The sequence below is a fragment of the Psychrobacter sp. CAL346-MNA-CIBAN-0220 genome, assembly GCF_040309805.1.
Classification (GTDB): domain Bacteria; phylum Pseudomonadota; class Gammaproteobacteria; order Pseudomonadales; family Moraxellaceae; genus Psychrobacter.
The window spans coordinates 80,631-95,050 of the sequence record NZ_JBEOPF010000005.1 but is presented as its reverse complement, the minus strand read 5'-3'; the positions used below and the strand labels follow the sequence as shown (position 1 = coordinate 95,050).

Annotated in this window: 13 protein-coding genes and 1 tRNA gene; 8 read left to right on the top strand and 6 right to left on the bottom strand. The window is 42.1% G+C overall.

Going from position 1 to position 14,420, the window contains the following annotated elements:
* Positions 1 to 516 precede the first annotated feature (516 nt).
* Entirely contained in the window at positions 517 to 957 is a 441-nt protein-coding gene (gene dksA / locus AAEY88_RS10695) for an RNA polymerase-binding protein DksA (RefSeq protein ID WP_350562246.1), read from the top strand.
* A 260-nt stretch (positions 958 to 1,217) separates the two neighbouring features.
* Complete coding sequence (gluQRS, locus tag AAEY88_RS10690; RefSeq protein ID WP_350562244.1) at positions 1,218 to 2,258, top strand: tRNA glutamyl-Q(34) synthetase GluQRS; 1,041 nt, start codon at positions 1,218 to 1,220, stop codon at positions 2,256 to 2,258.
* A gap of 85 nt (positions 2,259 to 2,343) precedes the next feature.
* Here gluQRS and ftsW read toward each other — a convergent pair whose 3' ends face one another.
* Positions 2,344 to 3,540 (bottom strand): putative lipid II flippase FtsW, encoded by a 1,197-nt coding sequence (gene ftsW / locus AAEY88_RS10685; RefSeq protein WP_350562242.1) that lies wholly within the window; start codon positions 3,538 to 3,540, stop codon positions 2,344 to 2,346.
* 357 nt (positions 3,541 to 3,897) lie between these two features.
* The gene (gene murD / locus AAEY88_RS10680) at positions 3,898 to 5,319 is read right to left on the bottom strand and encodes a UDP-N-acetylmuramoyl-L-alanine--D-glutamate ligase (RefSeq protein WP_350562240.1); all 1,422 of its coding nucleotides are present in this window, start codon (positions 5,317 to 5,319) and stop codon (positions 3,898 to 3,900) included.
* A 616-nt stretch (positions 5,320 to 5,935) separates the two neighbouring features.
* On the opposite strand from murD, the gene AAEY88_RS10675 reads away from it, so the two are divergent.
* The 4 genes from AAEY88_RS10675 (at position 5,936) to AAEY88_RS10660 (ending at position 10,671) form a co-directional block, all read left to right on the top strand.
* Positions 5,936 to 7,435: a SulP family inorganic anion transporter gene (locus AAEY88_RS10675; protein WP_350562238.1), complete on the top strand. Its 1,500-nt coding sequence runs from the start codon at positions 5,936 to 5,938 to the stop codon at positions 7,433 to 7,435.
* A gap of 162 nt (positions 7,436 to 7,597) precedes the next feature.
* The gene (locus AAEY88_RS10670; RefSeq protein ID WP_350562236.1) at positions 7,598 to 8,452 is read left to right on the top strand and encodes a universal stress protein; all 855 of its coding nucleotides are present in this window, start codon (positions 7,598 to 7,600) and stop codon (positions 8,450 to 8,452) included.
* A 536-nt stretch (positions 8,453 to 8,988) separates the two neighbouring features.
* Positions 8,989 to 9,327, top strand: coding sequence for a P-II family nitrogen regulator (locus AAEY88_RS10665; protein WP_350562234.1), 339 nt, complete (start codon positions 8,989 to 8,991; stop codon positions 9,325 to 9,327).
* A gap of 90 nt (positions 9,328 to 9,417) precedes the next feature.
* Positions 9,418 to 10,671: an ammonium transporter gene (locus tag AAEY88_RS10660; RefSeq protein WP_350562232.1), complete on the top strand. Its 1,254-nt coding sequence runs from the start codon at positions 9,418 to 9,420 to the stop codon at positions 10,669 to 10,671.
* Positions 10,672 to 10,790: 119 nt separating this feature from the next.
* Here the strand turns inward: AAEY88_RS10660 and AAEY88_RS10655 are convergent, their stop codons facing one another.
* The 3 genes from AAEY88_RS10655 to AAEY88_RS10645 form a co-directional block, all read right to left on the bottom strand.
* Positions 10,791 to 11,174 (bottom strand): DUF2147 domain-containing protein, encoded by a 384-nt coding sequence (locus AAEY88_RS10655; protein WP_350562230.1) that lies wholly within the window; start codon positions 11,172 to 11,174, stop codon positions 10,791 to 10,793.
* Between the two features lie 183 nt (positions 11,175 to 11,357).
* Positions 11,358 to 11,621 (bottom strand): hypothetical protein, encoded by a 264-nt coding sequence (locus AAEY88_RS10650; protein WP_350562228.1) that lies wholly within the window; start codon positions 11,619 to 11,621, stop codon positions 11,358 to 11,360.
* A 96-nt stretch (positions 11,622 to 11,717) separates the two neighbouring features.
* A complete protein-coding gene (locus AAEY88_RS10645) occupies positions 11,718 to 12,539 on the bottom strand; it encodes a DNA/RNA non-specific endonuclease (protein WP_350562226.1) in 822 nt (273 codons plus the stop codon).
* Positions 12,540 to 12,845: 306 nt separating this feature from the next.
* Here AAEY88_RS10645 and AAEY88_RS10640 point away from each other — a divergent pair.
* Together AAEY88_RS10640 and AAEY88_RS10635 are read left to right on the top strand one after the other, a co-directional pair.
* Positions 12,846 to 12,936 (top strand) — tRNA-Ser (locus AAEY88_RS10640).
* Positions 12,937 to 13,405: 469 nt separating this feature from the next.
* Entirely contained in the window at positions 13,406 to 13,651 is a 246-nt protein-coding gene (locus AAEY88_RS10635) for a hypothetical protein (RefSeq protein WP_350562224.1), read from the top strand.
* Here the strand turns inward: AAEY88_RS10635 and AAEY88_RS10630 are convergent.
* Complete coding sequence (locus tag AAEY88_RS10630) at positions 13,617 to 14,366, bottom strand: DUF2334 domain-containing protein (protein WP_350562222.1); 750 nt, start codon at positions 14,364 to 14,366, stop codon at positions 13,617 to 13,619. The genes AAEY88_RS10635 and AAEY88_RS10630 overlap by 35 nt on opposite strands.
* Between the last annotated feature and the right edge of the window lie 54 nt (positions 14,367 to 14,420).

Here is a 14,420-nt window from a genome sequence, read left to right as displayed (position 1 = left end):
AAACAATGATAGTATCAATTATAGACAAGACTACCGGTTTCAATAGAAGATAAATCACTCTATATAGAGCACTACCAACGTTAACCCTTACTTTATTATTAATAAAAAAGGCGACGATATTATTAAAATGGAAGAAAAACAGTCGCATCTAATATTTCAGTATTGCCCAAAATTTGATATCAGGCAAAATTATAATAGCAATGATAACAACTAAGATAGATAAACTGATCACCAGCTAAGTTTTCGCAATCAGTAATTTGTAGCATTATTTGAGCAGTACCATTTAAATAAAAATGTGTATGACAATATACACGACAGCTTTAGTGTTGATGTAAGTACCACTATAAGCACTGATATCGTAAATATCGGTATAAGTATCATCATAAATGTACTATTAGATCGGCTGTGTTACTTGCGTTACCAAGTGGTGAAACGTTCTGTAAAAGGACAATTTATAACGTTTTGTCTTTTGAGATGTCGTTTTGTTGAATTAATTTGAAAAAGTAGGATACCCATATGAGCACCCTGACCACGAATCCGAGTGATATTAAGTTCACCCCTTATGTGCCTGCCAAAGACGAAGAGTATATGTCTGATGCGCAGTTAGAGCATTTTAAGGCCATCTTATTAGACTGGAAGCATCAGCTGATTGGCGAAGCTGACCGCACTAAGACTTATATTCAAGATGAGTCCAGCGCGATGCCTGATATTAATGACCGCGCCACTCAAGAAGAAGAGTTTGCATTAACTCTACGTACGCGTGACCGTGAACGTAAGCTCATTCGTAAAATTGATAAATCCATGGTAGAAATTGAAAATGATGACTATGGGTTTTGTGAGACTTGCGGGGTAGAAATTGGTCTACGTCGTTTAGAGGCACGACCAACCGCGACCCAATGCATTGATTGTAAAACCTTATCTGAAATGAAAGAACGCCAAAATCAAGGTCATACCTAAACGCGCGTTCAATGTCGATACTTATTTGTAAATATTAAACACACTTAGTTTTTGGATATTAAACATACTTAGTATAAATACAACAACGAGCGACCCTAGCACTGGTCGCTCGTTGCATTTTAGTGAACCGCTTTATGTTTGTTGGCTATTTACTAAAAAATTAGATGGTTACTAAAGAATTATATTCATTTAATAAATATCTTTTCATAGTCACTTTCTTTATCCTATCCCCATTCCTCTACTTTCAATAACTGTCTATTTTGATAACTACTCGCAACTCTACCGACACGCAGCCGCCGAAAATACACCCAATCGGCCGTTTCGCACCCTCACCGACTGGTGAGCTCCACCTTGGTTCTCTAACCACGGCACTGGCCAGCTATTGCCATATCAAATCGTTAGGAGGAGACTGGCTATTACGTATCGAGGATACGGACACCCAGCGCTGTGATCAGCAATTTAGCGAACAGATATTAATAGATTTAGAAGCCCTTGGTCTGTACTGGGACGGTGATGTCATTTATCAATCTGAGCGTACCGATATCTACAATAATTATTTATCGACAACACTACGTCCGCTAACTTATGCCTGCCAGTGCTCGCGTAAAAGTCTAGCGCAGTATTGGCAGCAACAAGATTTAGAGCAAAAGCATCGGCAACAACAACATAAAGCGAGCGATCATACCGCTAATAACAAGGGGTTCGACAACCATCAATTTGAGAACCAAGCATTAGCAAACCAGCTAACCCTTAATAGACAACGCTATCCACGCTGCTGTATAGACGCTAACCTTAATAAGCAACAGCATAAGCTGCGCCTACAGCTGCCCGATTATACGATTGGCTTTATTGATGGTATTCAGGGGATGCAATGGAGTGATCCACAGCAAACGCTAGGCGATATGGTGGTACGGCGTCAGGATGGAATGATCAATTATATCTTAGCGGCCAGTATTGATGACGGTTTACAACAGGTCACCCATATCATGCGTGGATTAGATATTTTACCGATGACCACTGCTCAGATTAGCATCATGCATGCTGCGAACCTACCTGCTATTGACCATTGGTATCACTTACCACTGTTATGCAACCCTGATGGACAAAAACTCTCGAAACAAAACCTTGCGCAGCCGATTGATACTCGTAAACCCAGTCAGCTGCTGGCAACCGCTTTACAGCTGCTACAACAACCGCCTGTTAATATTGACACCCCAGCGCGCATGCTTAAGCAAGCGATTGTTCAGTGGGACAATACGCCTTTGCAAGGTAAGAGGTACCTAGATCTAGGCGGTCTTTAACCAATAAAAAGCGCCGCTGCTGGCGACGCTTTTTATTGGTTAATTTTTAAGTTTCGTCATTAGATTTAATAGTTATTAATAACTATTAATAGTAGCGACACTGACTCTTTTCTATCTCAGGGCTTTCTTTATAAATTTTCAGCAACAGCGCTACCATTACTAAGCTGATCAGCATTGATGAGCCCCCATAACTAAAGAATGGCATGGTCAAACCTTTAGTAGGAATTGCCCCCATATTCATCGCCGCATTAATAATTGTTTGGGCAATAAAGACGATACCAATACCAAAGGCGGTATAACTCATGCGCATCTGTCGACGTTTCAGAGCATTATAGCTAATACGCATGGCGCTACCAATGATCAGTGCCTCAAGCAGTAACACTAGGGTTACTCCGATAAAGCCCAATTCTTCACCCGTAATCGCTAATAAAAAATCGGTATGAGCCTCAGGTAGATGCGATAGTTTTTGCACACTCTCACCATAACCAACCCCCGTAAACTCCCCTCGACCAAAAGCAATTAAACTACGTGCCAGCTGATAATCGGTATCTTGAATGTCATCAAAAGGATCTATAAATGACAAAGCACGAGTCAATCGGTACTGTACCAGCGTCACTGCCAGCACAGCTAAGCCCGCTACCAACACTCCCAATGCTAAAAACTGTTTATAAGGCGCGCCAGCAATATAGAACATAGCAAACACAGTGCCCACAATCACAACCAATGAGCCAAAATCTGGCTGCAATAACAATAACATCGTGATCATGCCAACGACTAAGAAGATTCGTAAGAAACCATCCCAGCCATTACGTACCTCGAAAGAGCGACGCACCACAAAATCGGCAACAAACACAATCATGACGAGCTTTGCCAGTTCAGCTACCTGAAAATTAATAAGCCCTAGATTGAGCCAGCGTTTAGAGCCATTAATAGGCGTCCCAAGTAAGGTTAAAAACAACAACACCCCAGTAATTGCCAATAGTATAAATTGGGTTTCCGTTTTATATAATGTTCGTAGGGGAACGAAGTAATAAGGAATCACGGCCACAACGAGCCCAATAGCCATATATGTAAGTTGGTGCTCAAAAAAATACAGCTCTGTCATTCCACGACTGAGCGCAAAAGGAATAGAGGCTGATGCGACCATCAGTAAACTGAGCACCATCATACAGCCAACACTGGCCAGTAAAATAGCACGTGCTGACGGGAAGGAGAGAACACCATCTGAGCCAATAGCTGGCTGAGACTTTTGAGACGAGCGAGAGAGAAAAGAGAGCGCCATAATTTTTAAATACACTAACAAACAAAAAATACGGCGTTTATTCAACGCCACCGTTTAAACAAAATAAAGGAGACCGTACAGAAAAAATAGTGGTAACTGGATAATGCTAACCAGCTGCGACTCTATATTGAGCTAAAATTAAACCCAAATAACAAGTCAAGTTGCTAAATAGTATAACTAATAACGCCTGGTTCAGCGCCTGATATTACTTCGCAGCATTGAGTACCACTTAGCGGTCGATTGAGCTGATTAATTATTGCTGACAGTAGCAGTAATTGGTAGGCAAAACAATCATTTATCAGTGCGATACTGCCATTTATTAAATGCTGTCAATTATTGATTGATCTACGTCAGCATTTAGCTGACCGTCATCGTATCCAATTGCGCCACTAACTGGCTAAAATACTCTCCACGCGCGCTATAGCCATTGAACTGATCAAAGCTGGCACACGCCGGCGACAACAATACTGCTTGTACTTGGGATAAGCTGCTAGCAGTAACCTGTTTAATAGTAGCAAACGCGCCTTCTAGTGTCTGACACTGATGTAGCATCACCTCATCACTGAGTTTTGCGGCGCGCAGATGCTGCTCAATCTGCTGGCTGTCCTCGCCAATACATAGCACTTGGCTAACGTACTGATTAATAAAAGGGGTCAATTCACCGAATTGTTGACCTTTCCCTTGTCCCCCTAAGATTAATAACAGCTTGCCGTCTTTGGGGGCATATACCGCCCCTAGCCCTTCGATAGCCGCCATAGTTGAGCCAATATTAGTGCCTTTAGAGTCATTGAAATAATCAATGCCGGCTACCGTTGTCACATACTGGCAACGATGATCAAGTCCGGTGAATTGCTGTAGCGTGGCAAGCATACTATCTAACGGTAGACCTGCAAGCTCACCAAGAGCAAGAGCTGATTGCGCATTAAGCAGATTATGACGTCCTTTAATCAGCAGTTTATCTGCTGACAATAAGCGTTCTGTACCGCGCGCTAAATAAATCTGTCCATTAGGATCGGTGATTAAACCATAGTGGCCTTTATCAGGCGCATGGATACCGGTACTGAGTCGTGGCAAATTGTCTGCCACTAAAGGACGGGTCAATGCATCTTCACGATTAATGACCACGGACTTAGCACCTTGAAAGATGCGATGCTTTGCTTGATGATAGCCGAGCATATCCCCATGACGATCTAAATGATCAGGCGACATATTAAGAACAGTAGCAACTTGCGCGCCCAAATTAGTGACTGTCTCTAGCTGGAAGCTCGATAGCTCAAGCACTGCCAATTGCATATTAGTATTAGCAAGCAAGCTTAGTGCTGGCACGCCAATATTGCCGCCAACGCCAACATCGAACCCAGCATCAGCGGCCATTTGCCCCACTAAAGTAGTCACGGTGCTTTTAGCATTAGAGCCCGTAATGGCAATTATAGGAACATTACAGGCCTCACAAAATAGCTGGATATCACTGACCACTGGTATGTTGGCTTGACGTGCTGCTGCAACTGCCTGGGTATCAAGGGATATTCCAGGACTAATAATAATACGTGCTGCTTGCTGCAACAGATCAGCGTCAATCGAGCCAAATTGCCGAATTGCAACAGCTTCAGGCAGCTGATTCGCTAATGCTGGAGCTGGCTGGCTATCCGTCACTGCCACGCGGTAGCCTTGATTACTCAGATAGTGCGCTACTGATAGCCCTGACTGTCCTAAACCAACCACCACTTGCAGGCCACTGCCTTTATGGAGTAAGGTTTCTGTTGCGGCAAGGGTGGTCATATCTCTTCCTTTTATTAAACGAGCAAAACGGCATTAAGCAGACGCGCGGTACGAACGATGCTAACGGTCATGATAGAGAGCATCATAACGGTATCGTTCATGTTTCGGTACTGCTTTTTTATCACTTTGTGCTATTATGCGCATGTTTTTTATATTAAGTGGTTGGCGCTTTGCTTATATGTCGATACAGCATTTTAGTTTAGCATGTTGTGTCCTCTATCATGCTATTGTCACGCTATATTCAACAGCCACGCTTACCGTCATTATGATGATCAATGATCGACTTTATCTGAAACATTAATCATTGTGCTCATCTTACCTGACCCCCCTTCCCGCCGCGACCCATTATCGTGGCCAATTGTGCAACATCTTAGGTCTTTTCATCGAATCTTACTGTGGACGATACTGCAAGCACTGCTTCAAATAAAGTGATAGCTCTGCTTGTTTTTGACCGTTAACGCTTTGATTTTTAGTCATTGGCAAGTGTAAGATCGCTTAACGGCAGGAGCCTGTCGTAGCGTCGCAGTAACGCTCTCACTCAATAGTAGTGTCAATACATAACACAACTATTGGCTAGTGATTACTTTTTTCGCTTCTAACCCTATGCAGTTTACTTATGACATCTTTTTTTGATAGCTTACGTGACGAATGGTTTTCTAATGTACGTGGCGATATTTTATCGGGTATTGTGGTCGCCCTAGCACTGATTCCAGAAGCTATTGCGTTTTCTATTATCGCAGGGGTTGATCCCAAGGTAGGCTTATACGCCTCATTTTGTATCGCAGTGGTCATCAGTTTTGTCGGTGGGCGTCCGGGGATGATTTCAGCGGCGACAGGCGCAATGGCATTGGTGATGGTCGATCTGGTCGCTGATTATGGACTGCAGTATTTATTGGCTGCTACCTTATTGTGCGGTGCGTTTCAGATTGTGATGGGTGTCTTAAAGCTGGGTAACTTAATGCGCTTTGTGTCGCGCTCAGTGGTGATTGGTTTTGTCAATGCGCTGGCTATTTTGATATTCGCTGCCCAAATACCCGAACTGAATCCGATGACGGAGCGCGTTGGCATGACCGTCTATATTATGACAGCAGCAGGTCTGGCCATCATTTATCTATTTCCACTGATTCCAAAGATTGGTCGTATTCTGCCATCGCCACTGGTTTGTATCGTTGGCTTAACCATCGTGGCAATGTATATGAACTTAGATATACGTAACGTTGGTAGTATGGGCGACCTTCCTGACTCACTACCGATGTTTTTGCTGCCTGATATTCCTTTCAATCTAGATACTTTGCTGATCATTGCGCCTTACTCTATTACGCTTGCTATCGTCGGTTTACTTGAGTCAATGTTGACCGCGACTATCGTGGATGAGCTGACTGATACGCCCAGTAATAAAAACCGCGAATGCCGTGGTCAAGGAATAGCCAACGTAGTCTCAGGCTTCTTTGGTGGTATGGCAGGTTGTGCGATGATTGGTCAGTCTATGATTAACGTTAAATCCGGTGGCCGTACGCGACTGTCAACTCTAATGGCCGGTGTGGTACTCCTGATTATGGTGGTATTCTTAAGCAAATGGGTCAGCCAAATTCCAATGGCTGCCTTAGTAGCAGTGATGATTATGGTGTCAATTGGGACCTTTAATTGGCAATCTATCCGTGAGTTTAAAACCCATCCAATGTCATTTAATATTGTGATGCTATCCACCGTTCTGACCACTGTCTTTACCCATAATTTAGCTTATGGCGTGGGGGTTGGCGTACTATTGTCAGCCTTATTCTTCGCTAATAAAATAGGCCAATTCTTAACTGTATTTAGTGAATATGATGACAGCAGTAATAGCCGTTATTACTACGTCCAAGGCCAAGTATTCTTTGCCTCTACCACACAGTTTCTAAATAGCTTTGATACTAAAGAGGCGCTAGATAGCATTCAGATTGATGTTAGCCAAGCCCACTTTTGGGATATTAGCGCCGTTGATACTTTAGACAAGCTGGTCATGCGCTTGCAACGCGAGGGGATTGATGTCAAAGTAGTAGGACTGAACAGTGCTAGCCGCACGCTGATTGACCGCTTCTCTATCCATGATCGCCGAGATATTGGGCTCTTGGATTAGATTGAGTGATTGTTCGCACTATTAGATTTACCTTGACAATAGGTTCACATTAACAGATAGAGGCCTCGTTAAATGAGTGTAGCCTTATCTGCTGATGTGAGCCGTTTTGTCTTTTGCCTAAGCTTGATTGTATTTTCATTATTAAGATGATGGGGTTGCCCTATGAGTAACTTGAAGTTAGATAGTGTAATTGCTTGTTTAGACTGCCCTAATCACGTGCAAGCGGTATTGGATGCTAGCATGTGGGCATCGAAGCGCCTGCAAGCACCTATCGGTCTACTGCATGCAGTCCCAAGCCTACAACAAAAAGCAGCAGTTGATTACTCCGGCTGCTTAAATATTGATGACGAAAATGCATTGTTAGATCAATTTACCAGTCATGAGCATTTAAGTAACTCTGAATTAAAAGTCCAAGGTAAACTGCTACTCCATCAAGCAGCGGCCTACTGCGCACAATATCGACATAAGCATAAAATTTATACCTTACATCGGCACGAACAGCTTAGTGACAGCATTGATTATGTGAATGACAAAGCACAACTGGTTGTTATTGGCCATCGCGTCACCTGCAAATCGAATCTAAGCCAGCTGATCCGCCTTAGCCACTGCCCTATTTTGGTGACGCATGCACCATTTTCGACCCCAACTACTGCTTTATTGGCCTTTGATAATCGTGCTACCTCTCATAAGCTGCTTAATTGGTTATGTAAAACCCCTCTTGTGCGTACGCTAACCATTCATATAGTCATGGTCGGTAAAGAAAACTCCGAAAATTGTGATGCGCTACGTGAAGCCTACGCCCGCCTCAAACAAGCAGGCATCAGCTGTAAAAAAAGTTTATTAGATTGCCGCGATGTCAGTGCGGCCTTAAACTATTATCAAAATGAGCACAATATTGGTCTACTAATAACAGGTGCCTTCGGCCAATCACGGCTACGCGAGCTGCTCAAAGGTAGCGATACCAAAAAGCTATTGGGCAGTACCAAAACTCCTTATCTACTCTTTCCCAAAGTTTAGAGCCCTTTCTCAAAGTTTAAAGTATTTTTAACACTAAGCGCTACCACTGTTAAGTTGTAGGCCTTAGCAGCTATGCGTATAAACTGCATTTGAATATGGAAGGCATATTTTAAATTAACCATCATCTAAATGCTTAAACCATCATTTTTTGCCTAAAACCTCCTCAAAACCCCCATCTTTTCTACGGCTATCGTTTTTAGTTCGTTGTACGTTACTCGGCGTCATGTTTTAGTAAATCATCACAGGATAGCCTCCCCGTAAAGCTAAAAAGTTCGTTATAATAAAGTCTTCGTTGATCTAACGTTACAAGTTGATGCATCTTTTTTATCAGGATAATCGTCATGTTTGTCCCGATAATATGAGCATCATCCTTTGTCATAATAATCGTCATTTATGAGTAAATAAGCCCAATCATACCTACCCCCTTGAGTACGTTTGGCACAGTTCTTGAATGACTTATTATAAGTATGGCAGCGGTACGATGCACCACAGTGTAATTGTCAACCTGCGATATCACTCATATAAGGAAATTTTTTATGAAGCTAATCACTGCGATTTTAAAACCATTTAAGCTCGATGATGTGCGTGAAGCACTATCTGACATAGGCGTTAAAGGTGTCACTGTCACGGAGGTTAAGGGATTTGGCCGCCAAAAAGGACATACCGAGCTCTATCGCGGTGCAGAATATGTAGTGGACTTTTTGCCAAAAGTAAAAGTAGAGATAGCAGTTATTGATGAGATGGTTGAACCTGCTATCGAAGCCATTACTCGTATTGCTAGTACTGGTAAAATCGGTGATGGCAAAATCTTTGTTACTGCTCTTGAGCAAGTCATTCGTATTCGTACCGGTGAGACAGGTCCTGACGCTATCTAAAGTTAGAAACCACCTGATAGCTTAACTGCATAGCGCGTCTATCTATCGGTCACATCAATATCTGCATTGTCAATTCAAGGGGGAATTAAGATGCAAAGTCAAATTTTTGAGATCCAGTACGCACTCAATACATTTTATTTTTTGGTATGCGGGGCGCTAGTCATGTGGATGGCAGCTGGCTTTGCTATGTTAGAAGCTGGCCTCGTGCGCGCCAAAAACACCACTGAAATTCTTACCAAAAATATTGGTCTTTTTGCTATCGCCTGCACTATGTATCTTATCTGCGGCTATTATTTGATGTATGACGGTAATTTATTTTTAATTAATATAGCCGGTGACAGTAGCCTGGCTGCCAACGCTATCAGTGACTCAGTAGCTAATGGCTTCAACGGTGATGCGGTCTACTCTCAAGCTTCCGATTTCTTTTTTCAAGTGGTATTTGTCGCAACTTGCATGTCTATCGTATCCGGTGCGGTTGCTGAGCGTATGAAGCTGTGGGTATTCTTTGCATTTGCTATTGTCATGACTGGCTTTATTTACCCGATTGAGGGCAGTTGGACCTGGGGCGGTAAAGATGTGCCACTTATTGGTGCATTAAACTTTCATGATTTTGCAGGTGCGGGCATCGTACATCTCGCGGGCGCAACTGCTGCGCTTGCTGGTATCTTGCTACTTGGGGCGCGGCGCGGCAAATACGGAGAAAATGGTGAAGTACGTGCTATCCCTGGGGCCAATTTGCCTTTAGCGACGCTCGGCACTTTCATCTTATGGATGGGCTGGTTCGGCTTTAATGGAGGTTCCGTTTTAAAGCTGGCTGACGTTAATAGCGCCAATGCCGTTGCGATGGTGTTTTTGAATACCAATGCAGCCGCCGCAGGCGGTGCCATTGGAGCTTTAGTCACCGCTCGCTTGATATTTGGCAAGGCAGATTTGACCATGCTATTAAATGGTGCACTAATAGGATTGGTAACTATTACCGCAGAGCCGCTAACGCCTTCACCCTTACTCGCCACCTTATTTGGTCTAGTAGCGGGTATCTTAGTGGTCTTCTCTATTATAGGAATGGATAAGCTAAAACTAGATGACCCTGTTGGTGCGGTTTCCGTACATGGAGTAGGTGGACTGTTTGGTTTGATATTGGTACCGATTACCAATGCTGAGGCCAGCTTACTTGGTCAGCTTGGTGGCGCGGCAGTTATCTTTAGCTGGGTCTTTGTCACTAGTATGATCGTTTGGGGTCTGCTTAAATTCGTTATCGGCATTCGTCTTGGTGAGTATGAGGAATATGAAGGTGCGGATATTTCAGAATGTGGACAAGAAGCCTATCCTGAATTTTTACGCTAATTGGTGTGAGTAGTTAAATAAGCCGGTACAATAGAAAATCCCGCAAAACTGTCCAGTAATGCGGGATCTTATTAATCATTTTGTAGCAAAAATAGATTCTTAATAATTAAAATGTTGGCTTATCTCTTTTTCCAGGTTTGACTGCGTGAGAATGGACCTATGTAGCCTTTGATATTGAGGGTATTGCCACTTAAATCTGCAGTCATACGATAGGTTTTATCCTTTGCAGGATCAGTAATCGTCCCACCACTATACTTACCACTACCATCAGCTTTAAGACCAGAGATAATGGTCATACCGACGTATTGCTTGCCTTTTTCTGTCATGGCCTCAATGAGCTTGCCGGTAAGTACCCCATTGGATTCTGTAATTTTTACCAGACCTTTAGGCTTGCCTTCATCAAAAGTCTGCCAAGTGGTATTGGCAAGTGGGTCAGCGGCAAATGCCATGCTTGCCATGCTAATACCGGCAACTGCTAACGTCATTTTTGTAAATAATTTCATAGATCGACTCCCTTCGTGCGATGATTACTCAAAACGTTATATTTGTGTGCTTATCTGTTGTCATAATTAACAGCCCAAACCAGATAAGCACGGTTCTGTCTCATTATAGGCAAAATATAAACTTTGACTAGTAATTTTTTTACAGCATGTTATTTCTATAATAACTAAAACTATATCAAATAGTTACAGGAAAGGATTGTCTATATTTTCATCTGATTGGTCACTCTTTAGCTTTGACGGCAAGGATTTATTACTATACTCAGTAGATTTTTCAAAGGCTTGCAGTACTTTAGTGGTCAGTTCGTGCAACTGCTGCGCTTGCTCATACCCTGCCGCATTAAGATGTAGATCAATATCCCCGTAGATAATAATTTTATCTTCTTGATTCTCGATCACCAGCTCACCAATTTGCATGCTTTGGTGGTTATTGGCAAATGGCTCAATCATCTGATCCTCCTATTTATCAACAGTACAATGCGATATTTATAATATATTTATAGTTTTAGCGATTATTTTAGTTATCAAGGCGCGAATAATTAGCCTCTACGCTTGTAGCTGTGCCATCAACCAATCGATAATAGCGACTACGAATAGCATCCAAGTAGGCTCCTCACTCGGAGTAACCGGCATATTCATCTGCTCGCCAGCCTCTAATGGTAGCGCCAATGCCTGCGCTTTAGAAGAGCGATCAAGCCCTGGCAATACATCGATCCCCGTCTGTTCTGTTAACTCGTCAACACTGATAACCTCTATACGCTCCGACTCGTCATTGGGCGCATAATAGACACCGGCTTGGTTAATCGCTGGAATATAGACCGCCTTAAAAAAGTGACTCGGTACCAATACTCGTCCACCAAGTCGTTTGGTTTTTTTATTAGTAAAAGCCACGCCAGTAACCGTATAGACTTCGCCATATTGCTGAGTCAAATAACGAGTAGCAGACTCGATATTACGCCAAATATAGCGGTTATTACGCGGTGATTGCGGCGCTATATTGGCCAGGCTAAAGCTATCGTACTGCTGGCTACGATTTGCCATGTCTGCATTAGGGGCCAAATGCCCACGATCATAGCCAGATCCTGAATAGTCTGATAATGAAGCCCGCATTGACTTAGGTAACCGGCTTTCTTCGTGAAAACTATCGTTACGATCGATTTGCTTGGCTTGCTGCAGGCGCTGCCGTGTCAAATACTCCGCTGACCACAGCGGTGTGCGCGAGACTCCAGAGTACATGACTGCAAAACCATCTAAACATAGTGGTTGGGTGTTTTTATTCAGCTTAGTGTTGGTAAATTCAGGATAAATACCACCATAAAAAGACTGGCTACAATCGCTCAAATCATCAGCGTGGGTAAGCGATGTCATCAATATAACAACAATTGTTACCGTTAACGTACTACTTTTAAGACATTTAAAACTCATTATTTCACTTTTAATCATCATCTAATCATTTATGCCTGCTCGTAACCATACGCTATCCTAGCAGGCGTCCATGAATAAATAAAGACAGTGGGCACGCTAATAAAACATCTGTACAAGACAGTTTTTTTTACCAGTGACATTTTAATTCGTATCCGCTATACTAAGCCGTCTAAAATAAACAAGCAGCCAATTACAATCTGTCATCTTCTGATGACACTGTACGAAAGCTGTTTGCTGAAGGTCAAAAACGGTGAAGTGGGTGAGTGGCTGAAACCGCACGCCTGGAAAGTGTGTATGCGTTAATAGCGTATCGAGGGTTCGAATCCCTCCTTCACCGCCAATCTTATGATATCCTAGTTTTCCTATCTTGTCCCACCATCTCCTAAACACCCCTTAAAACCTTTAATAGCAAGACTTCCAGTCTATGCTTATTATCTATTGCTGTCTGAACTATTCCTTTTAAGACCTACGCATCCCACGTATTGTGTTGGTCTAATTGATGGTCTATTATTCATATACACCGTAAATAGACCAACATTCGATCTAGATTTATACGCCTTAGACTAACATGATCGTCTTAGATCTTTAAACATATAGCTCGTAGGTATAAGGAATAGACCAACATGTTAATTGATAGCAAAATTCGTAAGCTAAAACCGACTGGAAAATGTACTCCTTCTCGTCCAGATAAATATAGCGACCAGCTAGGACTACAGCTGTTGGTAAGAAGCTCAGGAACAAGAACCTAGGTAATTGCTTATCGTTTTGAAGAAAAGGAAAGTAGAATCACCTTAGGTATTTATCCACAAATGGGTTTGGCAGAAGCTAGAAAATCTAAGGATGTCATTCTTAGCTTTAATAATATTGCGCTTAAAAACGTGATGTTTGAAGACTGCAAATTGATGGCAGATCGAATTGAAAGCCGAATCAATGCTAAAGGTGTGCCACCAAGAGAAGCCACAAAACGCACCATTGACCTAGTATCTAATATTCTTAAAAGAGCTAAAAGAGAACGCTTGATTAAGACAGACCCCTTATCTTTCTTGAAAATTTAATCAATTCCTTAGATGTCTTATATGTTACAGATTTAAAGTACTTGTTTGGAACTTCTATATCCAAGGCTTCTTCAAAACTGATGAAACTATTGTGATTCTTGTTGATAAAACTAATTAAGCTATCGAGAGATGCCTGATCCATATTGTTTGTATGTATGCAAAAAGTTTGTATACCGAAAGGAATTAAGCGAACGGGATTAGTTACAAGCTGAGGAACGAAAGTAATACCTTCTACTTGATAGGGATAAAAACCATATCCATCTGTAATAGCTTTAAAATCTAAGCTTTTGAGAGCCTTAAGAGTATTAATATCAAATGTATGATAAGGAGCCATGAAATATGGTTGCCAAACCTCATATTTTTCTAATATTTTTTTACCGATACTGAGATTGCTAAGTTGCTCGTCATAAGAGCGTTCAGAAAATTCCGACCATACGCCTATATCTAATAACCCAAAGCTTTTAGTTTTCTGAAGAGTATGGTGGGTACCATGTTGAGCTATAGTATCTCCATACTCTTTGTATTCTTTTACTTTTAGAAAGAATTGCTCTTCAGATAAACTAGGTTTGATTTTGAGAACAGGGTCCTCGTTGTTAGGAACAACGCCTAAAACTGAATATATATTATATTTTTCGAGTACTTTTTTTATAGAAAGAAATTTATCCCAATCCATATCAGCAGTAATATCGTCAAAACGCATTAAATATTTAGACATTGGCCACACCTCTTTTTTTCAATGATATTGACAGCATAGGTCAACCTGACCTAT

Coding starts and splice junctions, on each gene's coding strand:
- dksA (WP_350562246.1), top strand. CDS start 517: ATGAGCACCCTGACCACGAATCCGAGTGATATTAAGTTCACCCCTTAT.
- ftsW (WP_350562242.1), bottom strand. CDS start 3,540: ATGGCGCTCTCTTTTCTCTCTCGCTCGTCTCAAAAGTCTCAGCCAGCT.
- murD (WP_350562240.1), bottom strand. CDS start 5,319: ATGACCACCCTTGCCGCAACAGAAACCTTACTCCATAAAGGCAGTGGC.
- AAEY88_RS10675 (WP_350562238.1), top strand. CDS start 5,936: ATGACATCTTTTTTTGATAGCTTACGTGACGAATGGTTTTCTAATGTA.
- AAEY88_RS10670 (WP_350562236.1), top strand. CDS start 7,598: ATGAGTAACTTGAAGTTAGATAGTGTAATTGCTTGTTTAGACTGCCCT.
- AAEY88_RS10665 (WP_350562234.1), top strand. CDS start 8,989: ATGAAGCTAATCACTGCGATTTTAAAACCATTTAAGCTCGATGATGTG.
- AAEY88_RS10660 (WP_350562232.1), top strand. CDS start 9,418: ATGCAAAGTCAAATTTTTGAGATCCAGTACGCACTCAATACATTTTAT.
- AAEY88_RS10655 (WP_350562230.1), bottom strand. CDS start 11,174: ATGAAATTATTTACAAAAATGACGTTAGCAGTTGCCGGTATTAGCATG.
- AAEY88_RS10650 (WP_350562228.1), bottom strand. CDS start 11,621: ATGATTGAGCCATTTGCCAATAACCACCAAAGCATGCAAATTGGTGAG.
- AAEY88_RS10645 (WP_350562226.1), bottom strand. CDS start 12,539: ATGACATCGCTTACCCACGCTGATGATTTGAGCGATTGTAGCCAGTCT.
- AAEY88_RS10635 (WP_350562224.1), top strand. CDS start 13,406: ATGGGTTTGGCAGAAGCTAGAAAATCTAAGGATGTCATTCTTAGCTTT.
- AAEY88_RS10630 (WP_350562222.1), bottom strand. CDS start 14,366: ATGTCTAAATATTTAATGCGTTTTGACGATATTACTGCTGATATGGAT.